The 15464-nt window shown below is 62.2% G+C and carries 15 protein-coding genes; 8 read left to right on the top strand and 7 right to left on the bottom strand.

The window, feature by feature from the left end; translation table 11 throughout:
* The first annotated feature begins 6 nt into the window (after positions 1-6).
* The gene (locus OCK01_RS11905) at positions 7-822 is read left to right on the top strand and encodes an ABC transporter permease (RefSeq protein ID WP_182827231.1); all 816 of its coding nucleotides are present in this window, start codon (positions 7-9) and stop codon (positions 820-822) included.
* Positions 823-836: 14 nt separating this feature from the next.
* Here the strand turns inward: OCK01_RS11905 and OCK01_RS11910 are convergent, their stop codons facing one another.
* Entirely contained in the window at positions 837-1091 is a 255-nt protein-coding gene (locus OCK01_RS11910; RefSeq protein WP_263824095.1) for a hypothetical protein, read from the bottom strand.
* A 172-nt stretch (positions 1092-1263) separates the two neighbouring features.
* Here OCK01_RS11910 and OCK01_RS11915 point away from each other — a divergent pair, with 172 nt between their 5' ends.
* From OCK01_RS11915 to OCK01_RS26455, 5 genes are all read left to right on the top strand, one after another.
* Entirely contained in the window at positions 1264-3216 is a 1953-nt protein-coding gene (locus OCK01_RS11915) for an acetoacetate--CoA ligase (RefSeq protein ID WP_263824096.1), read from the top strand.
* Between the two features lie 298 nt (positions 3217-3514).
* Positions 3515-3778 carry a hypothetical protein gene (locus tag OCK01_RS11920; RefSeq protein ID WP_263824097.1) on the top strand — a complete coding sequence of 88 codons (264 nt, stop codon included), beginning with the start codon at positions 3515-3517 and terminating at the stop codon, positions 3776-3778.
* A gap of 21 nt (positions 3779-3799) precedes the next feature.
* A complete protein-coding gene (locus tag OCK01_RS11925; RefSeq protein WP_182827227.1) occupies positions 3800-3940 on the top strand; it encodes a hypothetical protein in 141 nt (46 codons plus the stop codon).
* 111 nt (positions 3941-4051) lie between these two features.
* Complete coding sequence (locus tag OCK01_RS11930; RefSeq protein ID WP_263824098.1) at positions 4052-4867, top strand: transglutaminase-like domain-containing protein; 816 nt, start codon at positions 4052-4054, stop codon at positions 4865-4867.
* A 123-nt stretch (positions 4868-4990) separates the two neighbouring features.
* The gene (locus OCK01_RS26455) at positions 4991-6049 is read left to right on the top strand and encodes a calcium-binding protein (protein ID WP_318530239.1); all 1059 of its coding nucleotides are present in this window, start codon (positions 4991-4993) and stop codon (positions 6047-6049) included.
* Positions 6050-6064: 15 nt separating this feature from the next.
* Here the strand turns inward: OCK01_RS26455 and OCK01_RS11945 are convergent, their stop codons facing one another.
* The 6 genes from OCK01_RS11945 to OCK01_RS11970 form a co-directional block, all read right to left on the bottom strand.
* Entirely contained in the window at positions 6065-7663 is a 1599-nt protein-coding gene (locus tag OCK01_RS11945) for a CRTAC1 family protein (protein ID WP_263824099.1), read from the bottom strand.
* Entirely contained in the window at positions 7660-8991 is a 1332-nt protein-coding gene (locus OCK01_RS11950; protein WP_263824100.1) for a vanadium-dependent haloperoxidase, read from the bottom strand. The genes OCK01_RS11945 and OCK01_RS11950 overlap by 4 nt, the downstream gene beginning before the upstream one ends.
* A gap of 160 nt (positions 8992-9151) precedes the next feature.
* Positions 9152-10045, bottom strand: a complete 894-nt coding sequence (locus OCK01_RS11955) for an SMP-30/gluconolactonase/LRE family protein (RefSeq protein ID WP_263824101.1) — start codon at positions 10043-10045, stop codon at positions 9152-9154.
* A gap of 2 nt (positions 10046-10047) precedes the next feature.
* A complete protein-coding gene (locus tag OCK01_RS11960; RefSeq protein WP_263824102.1) occupies positions 10048-10680 on the bottom strand; it encodes a 2-dehydro-3-deoxy-6-phosphogalactonate aldolase in 633 nt (210 codons plus the stop codon).
* Positions 10681-10692: 12 nt separating this feature from the next.
* Positions 10693-11610: a 2-dehydro-3-deoxygalactonokinase gene (locus OCK01_RS11965; RefSeq protein ID WP_182827222.1), complete on the bottom strand. Its 918-nt coding sequence runs from the start codon at positions 11608-11610 to the stop codon at positions 10693-10695.
* Entirely contained in the window at positions 11610-12374 is a 765-nt protein-coding gene (locus OCK01_RS11970) for an SDR family NAD(P)-dependent oxidoreductase (RefSeq protein WP_263824103.1), read from the bottom strand. Before OCK01_RS11970 ends, OCK01_RS11965 begins: the two co-directional genes overlap by 1 nt.
* A gap of 412 nt (positions 12375-12786) precedes the next feature.
* Here OCK01_RS11970 and OCK01_RS11975 point away from each other — a divergent pair, with 412 nt between their 5' ends.
* Both OCK01_RS11975 and apbC read left to right on the top strand, forming a co-directional pair.
* Entirely contained in the window at positions 12787-13524 is a 738-nt protein-coding gene (locus OCK01_RS11975) for a helix-turn-helix transcriptional regulator (protein ID WP_182827221.1), read from the top strand.
* A 624-nt stretch (positions 13525-14148) separates the two neighbouring features.
* A complete protein-coding gene (gene apbC / locus OCK01_RS11980; RefSeq protein WP_263824104.1) occupies positions 14149-15294 on the top strand; it encodes an iron-sulfur cluster carrier protein ApbC in 1146 nt (381 codons plus the stop codon).
* Positions 15295-15464: the final 170 nt, after the last annotated feature.

The raw sequence follows: 15464 nt of genomic DNA on the forward strand, positions 1-15464 counted from the left end.
CGAGCCATGAAACCCGGTAAATTCGATACGACCTTCCTGACGATCGGTTTCGCCTTCCTCTATGTGCCGATTCTGATCCTGGTGATCTATTCCTTCAACGCCTCCAAGCTCGTCACGGTCTGGGGCGGCTTTTCCACGCGCTGGTACGTGGCCATGTTCCAGAACCAGGCGCTGATGGACGCGGCCTGGGTCACGGCCCGCGTCGGCGTGCTCTCCGCCACCATCGCCACGGTGCTTGGAACGCTCGCGGCGCTGACGATGACTCGTTTCGCCCGCTTTCCCGGCCGGGTGCTGTTTTCGGGCATGATCTATGCGCCGATCGTCATGCCGGAGGTGATCACCGGCCTGTCCATGCTGCTGCTGTTCGTGGCCATCAACATCGATCGCGGCTTCTGGACGGTCACCATCGCCCATACCACCTTCACCATGTGCTATGTGGCGATCGTCGTTCAGTCGCGGCTGTTGACATTCGACCGAAGCCTCGAGGAAGCGGCGCTCGATCTCGGTTGCCCGCCGGTCAAGACCTTCTTCAAGATCACCCTGCCGCTGATCCTGCCGGCTGTGGTGTCGGGCTGGATGCTGGCCTTCACCTTGTCGCTGGACGATCTGGTGATTGCGAGCTTCAACACCGGCCCGGGCGCCACCACGCTGCCCATCAAGATCTATAGTCAGGTGCGGCTCGGCGTGACGCCCGAGATCAACGCCGCCTGCACAATTCTGATCGGCTTCGTGACGCTGGGCGTGATCGCGGCGTCCCTGGCCACCAAACGTCAGGAAGCGCAACGCGAGCGAGACGAACGCGCCGCAGCCGCCCAGGCGTAATGGCGGTCGGGTCCTTATTCGTCATATCCGCTGCGGGGCGGCAGGAAGAGATAGGTCAGCAGCCAAACCGGAAGGATCACCGCCGCCCCCAGCCCGATATTCGGCAGGGCCCAGACGACACATCGTTGCAGGAGCAGCCAGAGGTCGGCGGGCGACATGCCGAAGCCCGCGAGGATCCGCTCGGCGGACAGGCCGAGAAGATTCATGGCCGCGCCGAGAATCAGGCTCGCCAGAATGAGCTTCAACACACCGATGATCATGTGGGGCATGGGGCCCTCCGCAGAACTGCCGAAAATGTAAAGCAGCTTGGTAAAAAACTGCTTTATTTCGCCTCTTCACGCGCATCGATCAGCTGTGGACGCGGGATTGCCACCGCTGCGCACTTATGCTGCATTGCGGCGCAAATGGACCCCGCTTCAGGGGCGTTTGAGGAGAGAAGTCATGGGAGAAGTCAAGCCGCTCTGGACGCCGTCTGACGAGCAGATCGAGAAGAGCCAGATGACGTTGTTCCGCCGCTGGTGCGCGGAAAAGTTCGGCGTCGACCTGCCCGATCATGACGCCTTCCATCAGTGGTCGATCACGGAGCGGGGATCATTCTGGTCGGCGGTATGGGACTATTGCGGCGTGATAGGCGACAAGGGCGCGCGCGATCTCATCGACGGCGACGACATGATGAAGGCCCGCTTCTTCCCGGAGGCCACGCTCAATTTCGCCGAGAATCTGCTGTCGCAGACCGGCGCCGACGCAGCCTTGATCTTTCGCGGCGAGGACAAGGTATCCTATCGCTGGAATTGGGACGACCTTGCGGCGATGGTCTCGCGCCTTCAACAGGCCTACCGGGCCATGGGCCTCGAAAAAGGCGACCGTATCGCGGCTATGATGCCCAACATGCCGGAGACCATCGCGCTGATGCTGGCGGCCGCCTCCATGGGCGTCATCTGGTCGTCCTGCTCGCCCGATTTCGGCGAGCGCGGCGTGCTCGACCGCTTCGGCCAGATCGAGCCGAAACTGTTCATCGTCTGCGACGGCTACTGGTATAACGGCAAGCTTCAGGATGTCGCTGCGAAGGTCCGGGCCGTCGAGCCGGAACTCGGCGCGCCGGTGCTGGTCATCCCCTATGCCGGCGATGCCGATGGCCTGGCCGCTTCGCTCGCCGATGGACGGACGCTCGCGCAATTCATCGCGCCCTATCCGGTCGAGGCGGTCGAGTTCACACCGCTTCCTTTCAGTCATCCGCTGTACATCCTGTTTTCGTCGGGCACCACCGGCGTGCCGAAATGCATCGTCCATTCGGCGGGCGGGACCCTGCTGCAGCATCTCAAGGAACAGCGTTTTCATCTCGATCTCCACGCGGGCGAACGGCTCTTCTACTTCACCACCTGCGGGTGGATGATGTGGAACTGGCTGGTCTCGGGACTGGCGAGCGGCGCGACGCTCTGCCTGTTCGACGGCTCGCCTTTCGCCCCGAGCGGGGAGATTCTCTGGGATTACGCCGCCGACGAGCGCTTCGCCGTGTTCGGCACATCGGCCAAATACATCGACGCCGTGCGCAAGAGCGGCATCGAGCCGATCAAGACGCATGATCTTAAGAGCTTGCGCGCCGTCACCTCCACCGGCTCGCCGCTGTCGCCCGAAGGCTTCAGCTTCATCTACGAGGCCGTAAAGCCCGACGTGCAGCTCGCCTCGATCTCGGGCGGCACCGACATCGTCTCCTGCTTTGTGCTCGGCAACCCGGTGAAGCCGGTTTGGCGCGGCGAGATCCAGGGCCCGGGCCTCGGTCTCGCCGTCGACGTCTGGGATGACGAAGGAAAGCCGGTGCGCGGCGAAAAGGGTGAACTGGTCTGCGCCAAGGCTTTCCCCTGCATGCCCGTCGGTTTCTGGAACGACAAAGACGACGCCAAATACAAGGCGGCCTATTTCGAGCGTTTCGACAATGTCTGGTGCCATGGCGATTTCGCCGAATGGACCGAGCATGGCGGCCTGATCATTCACGGCCGTTCGGACGCCACGCTCAATCCCGGCGGCGTGCGCATCGGCACGGCGGAAATCTACAATCAGGTCGAACAGCTCGAGGAGGTGGCGGAATCGATCTGCATCGGTCAGGATTGGGAAGACGACGTCCGCGTCATTCTGTTCGTCCGCCTCCAGCCGGGCGTGACGCTCGACGCCGATCTCGACAAGAAGATCAAGACCAAGATCCGCACCGGCGCCTCGCCGCGGCATGTGCCGGCCAAGATCATCCAGGTCGCCGACATCCCGCGCACCAAATCCGGAAAGATCGTCGAGCTCGCCGTCCGCGAGGTCGTACATGGCCGGCCGGTCAAGAACAAGGAGGCGCTCGCCAATCCGGAAGCGCTGGACCTCTATGCCGGTCTCGAGCCGTTGAAGACCTGAACCTGCGATCCCTATAGGGCGCTTCGTCGCGTCACGCCTTGCCTGCCGGCCATGCGCCATGTACAGTCGGGTGTCGATCTTTGCGTCCGCTTGCACATGCGAGCCGGCATTTGGATTCTCCTCGGAAGGCACGGCTCCTGGGTTGCGCCTCATCTGTGAATGCCAAGAGACTGCGCCGCGTCGGCGCAATTTTATTCGTACCGAAACATTGAGCCGCATGTGACGTTGTATCACCACAAGTCGCCGCACTTCGCGTCGCCTCGGGGACTGCGTCTCCAAAGGCTGGAAAGAACAAAATATGAACAAACGCAGCAGGTCGACCACGGTTCGCTTTCATGGCTCGTTCCAACTTCCTGGGGTCGAGCATGCGCTGCCGGAAGGCGAATATCACGTGATTCACAATGAAGTTCGATGTGTCGGCGACGAGGGCGCCGTCTGGCGGCGCGTGGACTCGGTTATGCATCTCCCGGCGATCGGCATGCGCGGGCCGTCTGGCCGCCTCCCGGAAATCAGCGCCGGTGTGCTCGACGCAGCGCTGGAACAAGACCGCCGCAGGGCGTAATTCAAGAGAGGGACCACGCCGATGGCCAAAGGTCAAAAACACAGCTCCAAAGAAATTCGCAAGCCCAAGAAGGACAAGCCGGCGCCCAAGCAGGAAGTCGCGTTCGGCAATCAGGTGAAGCTGGCCGGCGCCGACGCAAAGGCGCCGCAGGGAAAGCGCTGACGCTTCGCGGCGCCGCCTGGGCCTGCAGCGCTTCTCGCGACTAAGAGGCGGCCCATCTTCTGCGCCGTCGCCATGCGCTGTTCGCCGTCCATTGATTTTGAAAGTGATCGCATGTTCATCCGTTACGGTTATGAAATCAGCATTCATTGCGAGAATCCCACCCCGCTCGTCTGCCTTCTCTCGGTCCACGAGGACCGCGCCGGCGACCTGATCGCGCCGGAGACGACCTTCACGCAGCCGGCGCTCCCGATTACGACCTATCTGGACATGTTCGGCAATAAGTGCCGTCGGTTGCTGGCCCCGGCCGGAGACCTGACGATCTGGGGCGACGCCACGATCCGAGACAGCGGCCTGCCCGAACAGGCAAGGCTCGACGCGCGGGAGGTTCCGGTCGCGGAACTGCCGGATGAGTGCCTCGTCTATCTGATGGGCAGCCGCTACAGCGAGACCGATCGCCTGAGCCAGGCGGCATGGGATATGTTTGGCGCCGTTCCCGCCGGCTGGGGGCGCGTGCAGGCCATTTGCGATTTCGTGCACAATCATATTGCCTTCGACTATATGAAGGCCCGGTCGACCCGCACCGCCTTCGAGGCCTTCGAGGAGAAAGTCGGCGTCTGCCGCGACTATGCCCATCTCGCGCTCACCCTGTGCCGATGCCTCAATATTCCGGCCCGCTATATCAACGGCCATCTCGGCGACATCGGCGTGCCCGTGGTCGATCCCATGGATTTCAGCGCCTGGATCGAAGTCTATCTCGATTGCGGCTGGGTGACGTTCGATCCGCGCAACAATATCCCCCGTATCGGCCGCATCGTCGTCGCCCGCGGTCGAGACGCTGCGGACATCCCATTGGTCAATTCTTTCGGGCCCCACCTTCTCAAGGGCTTTCGGGTCTGGACTTATGAAGTAGATGCGCCTCCGCTTTGAGGGCGCAATATATACTAAAAAGAGCAAAAACACTCAATGCACATTTAAGGTGTCGACCGCCGCTGTGTGGTCATATTCCTCGGTCAGGACATCATCGCTGTTTTGTTTTTAAAAGGTGATGATATGGCTGGAAGATACAACACCATCAAAGGAACGAACGGTCTGGATATCCTGTACGGGACGGCAGGCGCAGACAGGATTTACGGTTACGCCGGCCAAGACTCTCTCGAAGGGCGCGGCGGCGCCGACCGTCTTTACGGCGGCTCCGGCAACGACACGCTGGAAGGCAATGCCGGCGATGATATTCTGCATGGCGACGCGGGCGAAGACGAACTCTCGGGCGGCGCTGGCAATGACGTTCTTTATGCGGGAGAAAACAGAGGGGATGGCAACGACGAGCTGAGCGGCGACGCCGGCAACGACATTCTCTATGGCTCGACGACGCTCGGAAAGAGCACGCTCGGAAATTGCGTTCTCAATGGCGGCGGTGGCAATGACACCCTGTATGTCTTGACAAAAGGCACATCGGTGGATGCTGGCTCCGGCAATGACTTGATCTACGCCGGCATGGGCAAGCCGATGAAGGAGTCTTACGTGTCGGGCCTCGATGGCGGTTCCGGCAACGACACGATCAGTTTCATCAAGGCCAAGGACGGCGTCGTCACCGAACTGAACTATTTCACCCTTTACTACGAGGGCAAACTGATCGAGCCGGGCGGGGCCGCCGCCGGCGAGCGCTATCACAACAATATCGAGAACGCCATCGGTTCGCATTACAACGACACGCTCTGGGGCGGCGAAGCCGTCAACAAGCTGTCCGGCGGCAAGGGCAACGACTTCCTCGACGGTCTCGCCGGCGCGGATATCCTGACCGGCGGCGCTGGCGCGGACATATTCCACTTCAATTCAGCAGATGGACCCGAAACAAAACACCGCGACACCATCACCGATTTCAGCAGAAAAGACGGCGATTTGATCGACCTGCATTCGATCGACGCCGATACCGAATATCGCGGACGCCAACAATTCGATTATATCGGCGGCGCAGCCTTCAGTGGCGACGCCGGCGAATTGCGTCTGTCGAAAGGCGTGCTGTATGGCGACGATGACGGCGACCGGGTCGCCGACTTCTCCATTCGCGTCGATGTCGATTCTTTGAAGCTTTCAGACTTCATCCTGTGAGCAGGCGGGGAGGGGTTACTTCCCCTCCCAAGCCTCCGGCGCCTTGCCGCGCATGACCATGTAGAAGCGGTTCGTCGCCACGTCGCGCCACGGCTCCGCCTCGCCATCCGGCCAGATCACCCGCAGCTGGACCTTGTCGAGCCCGCCCACGCCGAAGTGAATCCAGCCGAGCGATCCGCCGGCATGTCCTCCGCCGATGGTGATTTCGCGGCGGAGCACGCGGTCGCCGAGCTTGACCTCGACCCAGGAGCCGATGCCGTCTCGATTGGCGCCGTCCTGGCGTAGCTGCAACTCTATAAAGCGCCCGGCGTCCTTGGTGACGTTGCGCCAGACCTGGGCGTTCTCCCAGCGATTGACGACGACGAGATCGACGAGGCCATCGAGATTAAAGTCGGCCAGCGCCGCGCCGCGCGAGGTCTTCATGCTGTCGACCCCGGCCTTGTCGCCCATCTCCGCGAATTTACCGTCCGGCTGCTGGATGAGCAGATTGTTGGGATCCTTGATGGCGAAGTCCGGCATGGTCGAGACATTGCCCTTGGCGATGAACAGGTCGACCCGGCCGTCATTGTCGACGTCCTGGAAATCCGTATGCCAGGCGGTCGAGGGCTTCCACTCGCCGCCGGTATAGGGGCGATGCGCGGTCGCGCCCTTGGCGAAGGCGATGTCGGCGTAACCAGGTTTCGGCTTGCCGTCTTTCGGGATGGCAGCCAGCGCCTGCAGCTTGTTGTCCGCCATGCTGGTCAGGAAATATTCGGGATAGCCGTCGAAATCGACGTCGTAACTCGCGATGCCCATGCCCCAGATGCGTAGATATTTCCAGCCTTCCTCCTGCGTGAAGAGCTTCGGCGGCTCACCGGATGGGATCTTCCACATCTGCTCCTGGCCGCCCTTGTAATATTCGCGGTCGTTGGAAACGCGAAGCGAAGGAGTTCCGGACCGGTTCCAGTCGGTGAACAGGATCGACAACGGGCAGAAGCTCGGCGTCAGCGGTAAGGGTTTGGCGAAACGCCTGCCGGCGCCTTCCGGCCGGAGCAGCCAGTTGTCGGTGCAGGTGCCCCAGGGATAAGTGTCCTCGTTGCGATCCACATAGGCGCCGAGCGCCAGCGTCGGCCAGTTCAGCCCGCGCTCCCAGGTGGCGGAGAAGGAAGTCCACCAGGCGTCGCCGCCGGTAAATCCCCAGGCCTCGTTGGGGCGCTCGAATTTACAGCCGCCCAGCCCCTTGAGCGCCACGCTTTCCCCGACCCGGAGCACGACGAGATCCTTGATCCCATCGCCATCGATGTCGATCGGATATGCGCCGGTGGTGGCATCGAATTCCGCGCCGCTCTTTGTCTCCTCGAATTTAAGGTCGCCGCCCCGCTTCGATGAGTTGACGAAAAGCTTGGAGCTGCCTTCGCCGCCGGCGAGCCAGAGATCCTCGAAGCCGTCGCTGTTGCAGTCGAAGCTCGCCGCGCCGCCGCCGACCATATATTGCCAGTCGCCGGAATAGACGCTGTTGACGCCGGCGGTCTCCGTTTCCTCCTCGAAGCGAGGTTGCGCGACATCTGTTCCCGCGTGAGCCGAAAGCGGCGTCAGGGCGCTCGCGATCGCAAGGGTAAGGGCCAGCCGTCTCATGCGCCGACCCGCGTCTTCAGCTTCACCGCATAGGCGCCGATGCACTCGCCCTGCTCCAAACCGCGCATGATGGCGGCGCGGAAATGGATGCCGCCGTAAAGACGCGAAATCGCCGCCTCCTCGGCCGCCGCCCTGAAGCTTTTGAAATGCCGGACGGGCAGATTGTCGTCTTCATGGGTGTGATCGTCGAACGCGTAGTCGTCGCCGAACACGGCGGTCAAAGCGGCGGCGGCGGCGCCCGATTGCGTGCTGTGGCCGCTCGGATATTCCGGGAAGGGCGGGGTGATCAGGATCGGCTCCCATTTGGGATCGATCACGCGCTTGATATAGGTGACCGGACGCACGAGATCATGCTTGAACTTCGCGTCCCAGCAGCCGATGAAGCCGTCCGCCACCGCCACGCCCAGACGCGCCAGCGCGTCCACCGTCTTTTCGATTCCGGCGTCTTCCTTCTTGAGGATGCCGAGCGCGATGAACAGCCAGTGTCCGGGCGGCGTCGGCGACAACATGGGATCGTCGGACCAGAAGCGCGCGATGATGCGCTGCTCGGCGGTCAAGCCGTTGACGGCGTTGTAGACTTCCTTGGCTTCCTTGTAGAAATCGCTGTCGGGCGCTTCGCTATAGGCGATCGCGGGCGGCAGTGGGCAGGTCGATCCCGACGGCATGGCGAAGGGGCGATTGTTGCCCCAGTCCGGCAGCAGCGGCATTTGTTGCTGGGCGATCTTGCTGGTCGGAACCCAATGGGCAGGGCCGGGCGTCAGCTTGAATTCGCGCGGAAAGCCCATGTTTTCCACCAGTGCGCCGCCGTCGCTCTTCGACCATTCGAGGATATGGCGCGCGACGGCGAGCCCATAGGCCTCGCTGCGCTTCGACACATCGTCCGGCGCGCCGGTAGACACTTTGGCGTGCATCTTCTTGCCGAGACTGGCGAGCGCACGCTGGCCGGTCGGCCCCGTGCGATCGAAGAAATTCTGGGCGGCGAAATTCATCGCGGCGTTGAGCACGATCGATTCGTCATAGACGGCGCCCGCTTCGCGCTTTGGCGTCTCTGTCAGCCCGTTCAGCTGGCCGGCCAGCGAAACCATGTCGCTCTTGCCGCTCGCGGTGACTTCATAAAGGGTTACGCCGATATAGGCGAAGGACCGGCTGGCCACCGGCGGCGAATAATTGGGCGTGTGGCGGACCAGTTCCAGGATCAGTTTGTACCAGTCCTGAACGACGTCTTCCGGCGCTTTGACGGCGGCCTGGGCTGCGCTTTGGCTGGCGATCAAAAAGGTGGTGAGAAAAATCGCGATCCAGAATCGGACCGCGCGCAATATCGTTTTCATGAACTCCCCCGAGCCTGTCATCGTCTCTCCCAAGACGGTTTCAAACGATTAAGCACAGAGGGGAGGCAATTCGCAAGGGGCGGCCGGCGGAAGAGCCGAATGTGCAATCTCATCGAGACGGCAGGGCGCGCGATGGTGTCGGCGCGCCCCGAATGCGTGATCAGAGCTTGAAGGGAGCGTCGAAGACGCCCTTCACGCTGACGCCGAGATCGAAGGTGAAGCCGGCCTTGGGATCTGCGGCTCGCTCCTCCGCCGACATGCCTTCGCGGGCGGAGGTCACCAGCAGACGGTCGCCGTCCGCGCCGATGAAGGCGGGGCAGGTGGTCTGCGTGGCCGGGACCTTGTAGATCGCCACGACCTCGCCGGCGGGGCTGTAACGCCGCACTTCGCCCACGCCCCAGCGCGCATTCCAGACATAGCCTTCGGCGTCGCAGACCGAGCCGTCGATGCCGCCATCCAAGCCCGCTTCGTCGGAGAAAACGTCGGCCTCGCCCAGCGGCAGGCCGGTCAGCGCATCCAGCGCCACGCGCATGTAACGGTTCTCCATCGTGTCGACCCAGTAGCCGATCGTTCCGTCCGGCGAGAAGCAGATGCCGTTGGGGATCGATACGCCCTCGAACAGCGTCGTCACCGTGCTGCCGGCGACGTGGTAGATCTTGCCCGCGCCCTTGCGGCCTTCGCCGGTCTTGGTCATCGTGCCGAACCAAAGCGCGCCCGATGGATGCGTGCGGCCGTCGTTCGAGCGCATATGCGGCATATCGTTTTCGATCGGCGTCACCAGCGACAATGCGCCCGTCGCCTTCTCGCGAATATAAAGGCCGTTTTCGGAGACGATCAGCTGCCGTTCGTCGTCGATGCGCGCCAGCACGCTCGCCATGAAAGGCAGCTTGTGGATGGTCAACTGGTTGGTGTCGCGCGCCAGTTCGTGAAGTTCGCAATCGAGGATCGAGAACCAGTAGGCGGTGTTGGTGGTCGGATCGAAGGTCGGGCCTTCGCCGAGAAGGGCGGACGTGTCCGACAGGATTCTGCCCGTGAAGTCTTGAATATCCGTCATGATCAGGCTCCGAAAACGCGGCGATAGGCGTCGATCGTGGTGTTTGCGCGGCGGGCGATGTCGGCGGCGTCCATGCCCTCCTTGTAGATGCTGGAGCCGAGGCCGAAGGCCTTGATGCCGATCTTGGCGTATTCACCGAAATTCTCGTCGGAGACCCCGCCGACCGCCGCAAGCAGCAGATCCTTGGGCAGCACCGCCTTGATGGCGTTGATGCCGACAGCGCCCAGCACGCCGGCCGGGAAGAATTTCAGACCCGTCGCGCCGATCTTCGCGGCTGCCAGCGCCTCGGTGGGGGTGAAGACGCCCGGAAGCGTCACCATTCCCTTCGATACGGCGCGGGAGAGCACGGGCGCGTCGACATTGGGGCTCACGAACAGGCGGCCGCCGGCGTCTTCGAGACGGTCGACGTCTTCCTCGGTCAGCACGGTGCCGGCGCCGATCAGCGCATCCGCGGGGGCCATTTTCGCCGCGATCTCGATCGAGCGGAAGGGCTCCGGCGAATTCAGCGGAATCTCGATGGCGCGGAAGCCGGCGTTCAGCAGGGCCTCGATCGCCGCGGGCGTCTCGGTCGGCGTCAGGCCGCGCAGAATGGCGACCAGCGGAAATTTCATGTCCGGAAAGGGAATACGGCTCATTTCACTTCTTTCTTAAAAGGACCACAGGCTGCGCGCCGCCTGGGTCAGACCGGCCCGCACCGCCTCGTCGGCGTCCACGGTCGAAAATTGCAGGCCCACGCGATGGAAGGCGGCTTCGTAGAGACCTCTCAGCTTGCCGGAGACGACCAGCACCACGGGCGTGTCCTTCGGCGCGGATTTCAGCGCGCCGGCGAGTTCGAGGCCGAGCATCGTGCCCGACAGCGTCGCCTCCGCCTCGAAATTGGTGAGCGAGAACAGCAGGCCGCGCGCTCTCACCGAGAAGAGACGGTTCGTCGTCAGTTCCGGTTCCTTGAAAGCAGCATGTACGGCGTTGACGAAGGCCGGATTGGCGCCGTCGAAGCCGGGCGAATCCTTGATGGCGTGCTGCAGGATCGTATGCTGCGAAATCGCCTGGAACAGTTCGCCTGTCATGAAGGTGGCGAAACCCAGCACTTCGCCCTTGACCACGCGCACCCATTTGGAATGGGTGCCGGGCATGGCGACCAGGCAATCGCTGTTCTTGATTCTCTGGGCGCAACCTAGAAGCTGCGTTTCCTCGCCGCGCATCACGTCTGCGGCGTTGGGATCGCGTTGGGCCAGCCCCGGCAGGATGCGGATGTCGCGGTCCTGTCCCTCGACTCGGATCGCGCCTTCGGCAATGTCGGCCAGTCGCGCCGGCGCATCGAGATAGCCCGCTTCCACCCAGCCCTGCTTGGCGCCCGCCATGCCGCAGACGATGACCGGAATGTCGGCCGGAGCCTGCACATGGTCGAGATGCTTGCCGAGCACCTCGGCAAAGCCGGCCTCGCGGGCCGTCGTCATGCCTTCGCCCGACCGGCTTTCGCCGATCACGACGTCGTTTTCGCCGATCAGCCACAGGCGGAAACTCGACGTGCCCCAGTCGACCGCTGCAAATTGCGGTTTCACCATCAGAAATAGCCTCCATCGACGATCAAGGATTGCGCGGTGATCGCCCGCGCGCTGTCTGACGCCAGAAAGAGGCATGGTCCGACCATGTCTTCGGCGGTCAGGGAAAATTTCAGGCATTGCCGATCGCGATGCGCGGCTTCGGCCTGGTCGGAAATCCACAGTTCTTTCTGCCGTTCGGTCAGCACCATGCCGGGCAAGATGGCGTTGACACGGACATTGTCCTTGCCGAACTGGCCGGCCAGCGCCTTGGTCATGCCGATCATGCCGGATTTCGCCGTGAGATAGACGGGAAGATCCGGCAGGTTCATCATAAAGGCGATGGACGAGAAATTGATGATCGCGCCGCGACCCGACTTTTTCAGAGCGGGCAGGCAGGTCTGCGAGATGAAGAAGGCGGCGCGCAGATTGACCGACATGTTGCGGTCCCAATAGGCCTCGGTCACCTGCTCCGCATCGTGACGATCGTCCCAGCCGACATTGTTGACCAGCACGTCGAGCCCGTCGAGCGTCGATATCAAGTCGGTGACGGCGGCTCGCGTCGCTTCGATGTCGGAGACGTCGACAGGCCGAAACCGGGGCGTGTACGGAGCGTCCATGGACTTTATCGTCGTTTCCGCCGCCTTGCCGTCGATATCGACGAAGGCGACTTTCGCTCCCTGCCGCGCGAAGCCGGCGACCAGCGCAGCGCCGATGCCGGATGCGCCGCCGGTGATCAGCACGCGGGCGGAGCGCAAATCCTCGAACTGCGCGGATTGCGAGACCACGGGTCCACCTCTCTTCGTTCTGGGCGCCGAGCGCCGCTCCCTCACAGGCTCCGGACTGTGCGGTGTGGTATATTCCTGAAGCGACCGAGGGAAAACCCCTTCCCGAAAAAATCACACTTTAGGAATATCGCGGATTTTTATGCTTTAAGACCGATCCTGTGGAAACTCTTTCGGTGCGGCCAAAATGCCGTTACTTGTTCTTTTTTCGGTCAGCTGGCGCAGATATCTGCTATGTAAACGATTGCGGAGCGAATCATGGACGGCGCACAGGCTGTTTTGCGAGATCGCCGTCGTGGCGCGAGTTTTTCGCGGACATGCTTCGCAATGCGTCAGCTCGTCGAGCTGAAGGTTTCTTTCCGAATTTGCGTGGCGGCTTCAGCCCCGGCCGATAAACGGTATGACAGACTGATAGATGCTTGATCGACAGACAGCCAAACCGGTGAACCACCAAGCTCTGATCTCGGAGTTAGCCGGACTGTCGACGCAGTTCGATATTCTGCGATTTCTAAAGAAGACGACCGAGATGTTCGGCGCCAGAGCGTTCATCGTTCTGCGCGTGCCGACATCCACGGCGGTTGCGTTGCAATCGGCCTCGGTGATCACCAGCTGGCCGTCGGAACTGATTGCGAAATACGATGCCGACGGCTTGCTGGCGGATAGCCCTGCGCTCAACCACATCCGCACGTCGACGGTGCCGTTCTCCTACGACATCCACGCCATCAACCAGCAGCGACGGGACGGTAAGACCGATCGGGCGGTCGAACTGTTCGAGCAGTACGGCCTGATCCGGGGCGCTTATTTTCCGGTCTGTGACGCGGGCGGAGATCGCGGCGCCATCGGCTATTCCGGCGAGCGCGAGCCTTTCGCGAATCAGGAAATGCTGCAGCTCCATATGATTTCCACCTGCGTGTTCGATCGCCTCTATCAATTGGCGCGCAAGGATCGCAAAGGCGGCGAAGACCTGACGCAGCGCGAGATCGACTGTCTGACCTGGACGGCGGCGGGCAAGACCAGCATGGAAATTTCCAACATTCTCAATTTGTCGGAACACACCGTCAACCACTACCTCAACAGGGCGACGAAAAAGCTCGACACCGTCAATCGGACACAAGCCGTCGCGAAAGCGCTTCGCATGGGCATTATCTCCTGATTTAGCCCTCGGCAGTCCGCCCGCTTCATCTCCGCGTCGCATTTATACCCCATTTGGGGGATGACGCCGCGCAAGCGACGGTTTAGTTTCCAAGAATGAATATGCGCGGTCGCGCCCCGCGCGGTCACCACGGCCGACGCGCATGTCGACCGATTGTTTTCATGGCGATACCCCTCCCGGGCTTGTCCTGGGACGCCATGTAGAGAAACCCGCCCGCGCCCTGCCGGGCGGGTTCTTTCTTGGGCGCCTATTTTTTCGTCTTCCTTCACCGATTTTGCTTCTTCAGGAGCGCTGCGCCGGCTTCGCTGCCGGGCATTCTCATGGATCGCGGCGGTTTTCACCGGATTGTGTGTCTGGCACGCTTCGTGCATTCCAATTGTCAGGTCCGGAGGGGACTTAAAAAAGCATCCGAAAAAAGGATGCGCGAAGGCAAGCCGCCTTCCATGCCGCCGCATTTCGCGACGCCGGCATGGAAGGCGGAACTTGTTTCGGGCCAGACAACGAACCTGCATCCCGGCAATGGTCGTGACGCGGAGGGCAAACTGGAAATTTGTCTCCCGAGCCGGGTTGGCGCGCCCTTGCGGTTCCACTATCTACAGGCCAAACCGAGACAAGGGGCCTGTGATGAGCGATGTGACCAGCAAAGATGTCCTCGAGCGACTGAAAAGCGTGCGGGGCCCGGACATGACGGGCAATATCGTCGATCTCGGCATGGTGTCCGAGGTGTTCATCTCGGATGGCAAAGCCTATTTCTCCATCACTGTGCCCTCCGACAAAGCCAAGGATCTCGAGCCGTTGCGCCTGGCTGCGGAACGCGTCGTCAAGGAGATGCCAGGCATGAAGGGCGCTTTCGCCGCGCTGACGGCCGACAAGAAGGCGGGATCGCCGACGCCGCCACGACCGCAGCCCGCGCCTCAGCAGGGCCACGCGCATCCGCATCCGCCGCGCGGCGCCGCGCCGAAGCAAAGCATTCCAGGCGTCAAGAGCATGATAGCGGTCGCCTCAGGCAAGGGCGGCGTCGGCAAGTCCACGACATCGGTCAACATCGCGCTCGGCCTGCAGGCGCTGGGCTACAAGGTCGGCATTCTCGACGCCGATATTTATGGTCCGTCGGTGCCGCGGCTGCTCGGTCTGTCCGGGCGTCCGCAGCAGATCGATGGTCGGCTGATCAAGCCGATGGAGAATTACGGCCTCAAGGCGATGTCGATGGGCTTTCTCGTCGACGAGGACGTGGCGATGATCTGGCGCGGACCGATGATCCAGTCCGCGCTTCTGCAGATGTTGCGCGAAGTCGCCTGGGGCGACCTCGACGTGCTGGTGATCGACATGCCGCCCGGCACCGGCGACGTGCAACTGACGCTCGCCCAGCAGGCGCCGCTCTCGGGCGCGGTGATCGTTTCCACCCCGCAGGATCTCGCCCTTCTCGACGCCCGCAAGGCGATCAACATGTTCAAGAAGGTCGAAGTGCCGTTGATCGGTCTCGTCGAGAATATGAGCCATTTCATCTGCCCCAATTGTGGAACAACGCATGACATTTTCGGCCATGGCGGCGCGCGCGCGGAGGCGGAAAAGATCGGCGCGCCTTTCCTGGGCGAAGTGCCGCTTGCGATGACCATCCGCGAAAAATCCGACGCCGGCGCGCCGGTCGTCGTCACCGAGCCGGATGGGCCGCATGCGCGGGTCTATCGCGAGATCGCCGGCGCCATCGCCGCCAGACTGTTCAGCAATGAGCCGCTTGCCCGCGCCGCGCCCTCGATCATATTCGAATGAGATCCAGTCTGACTTGAAACTGGACGCGTGCGGCCCCGGCGGGGCCGCGGGCTCGTTATGTCTTGATTACAGGCGCGTTTTGCGCGATACCAACCTCGCTGAACGGACGCGGGGTTTTGCCGCGTGACCACATTTGACCATTTCGCAGGCGCGCGGGGCGATTGCGACCA

Source organism: Rhizobium sp. TRM95796 (assembly GCF_025779995.1).
In the GTDB taxonomy this organism is placed as follows: domain Bacteria; phylum Pseudomonadota; class Alphaproteobacteria; order Rhizobiales; family Rhizobiaceae; genus Rhizobium_E.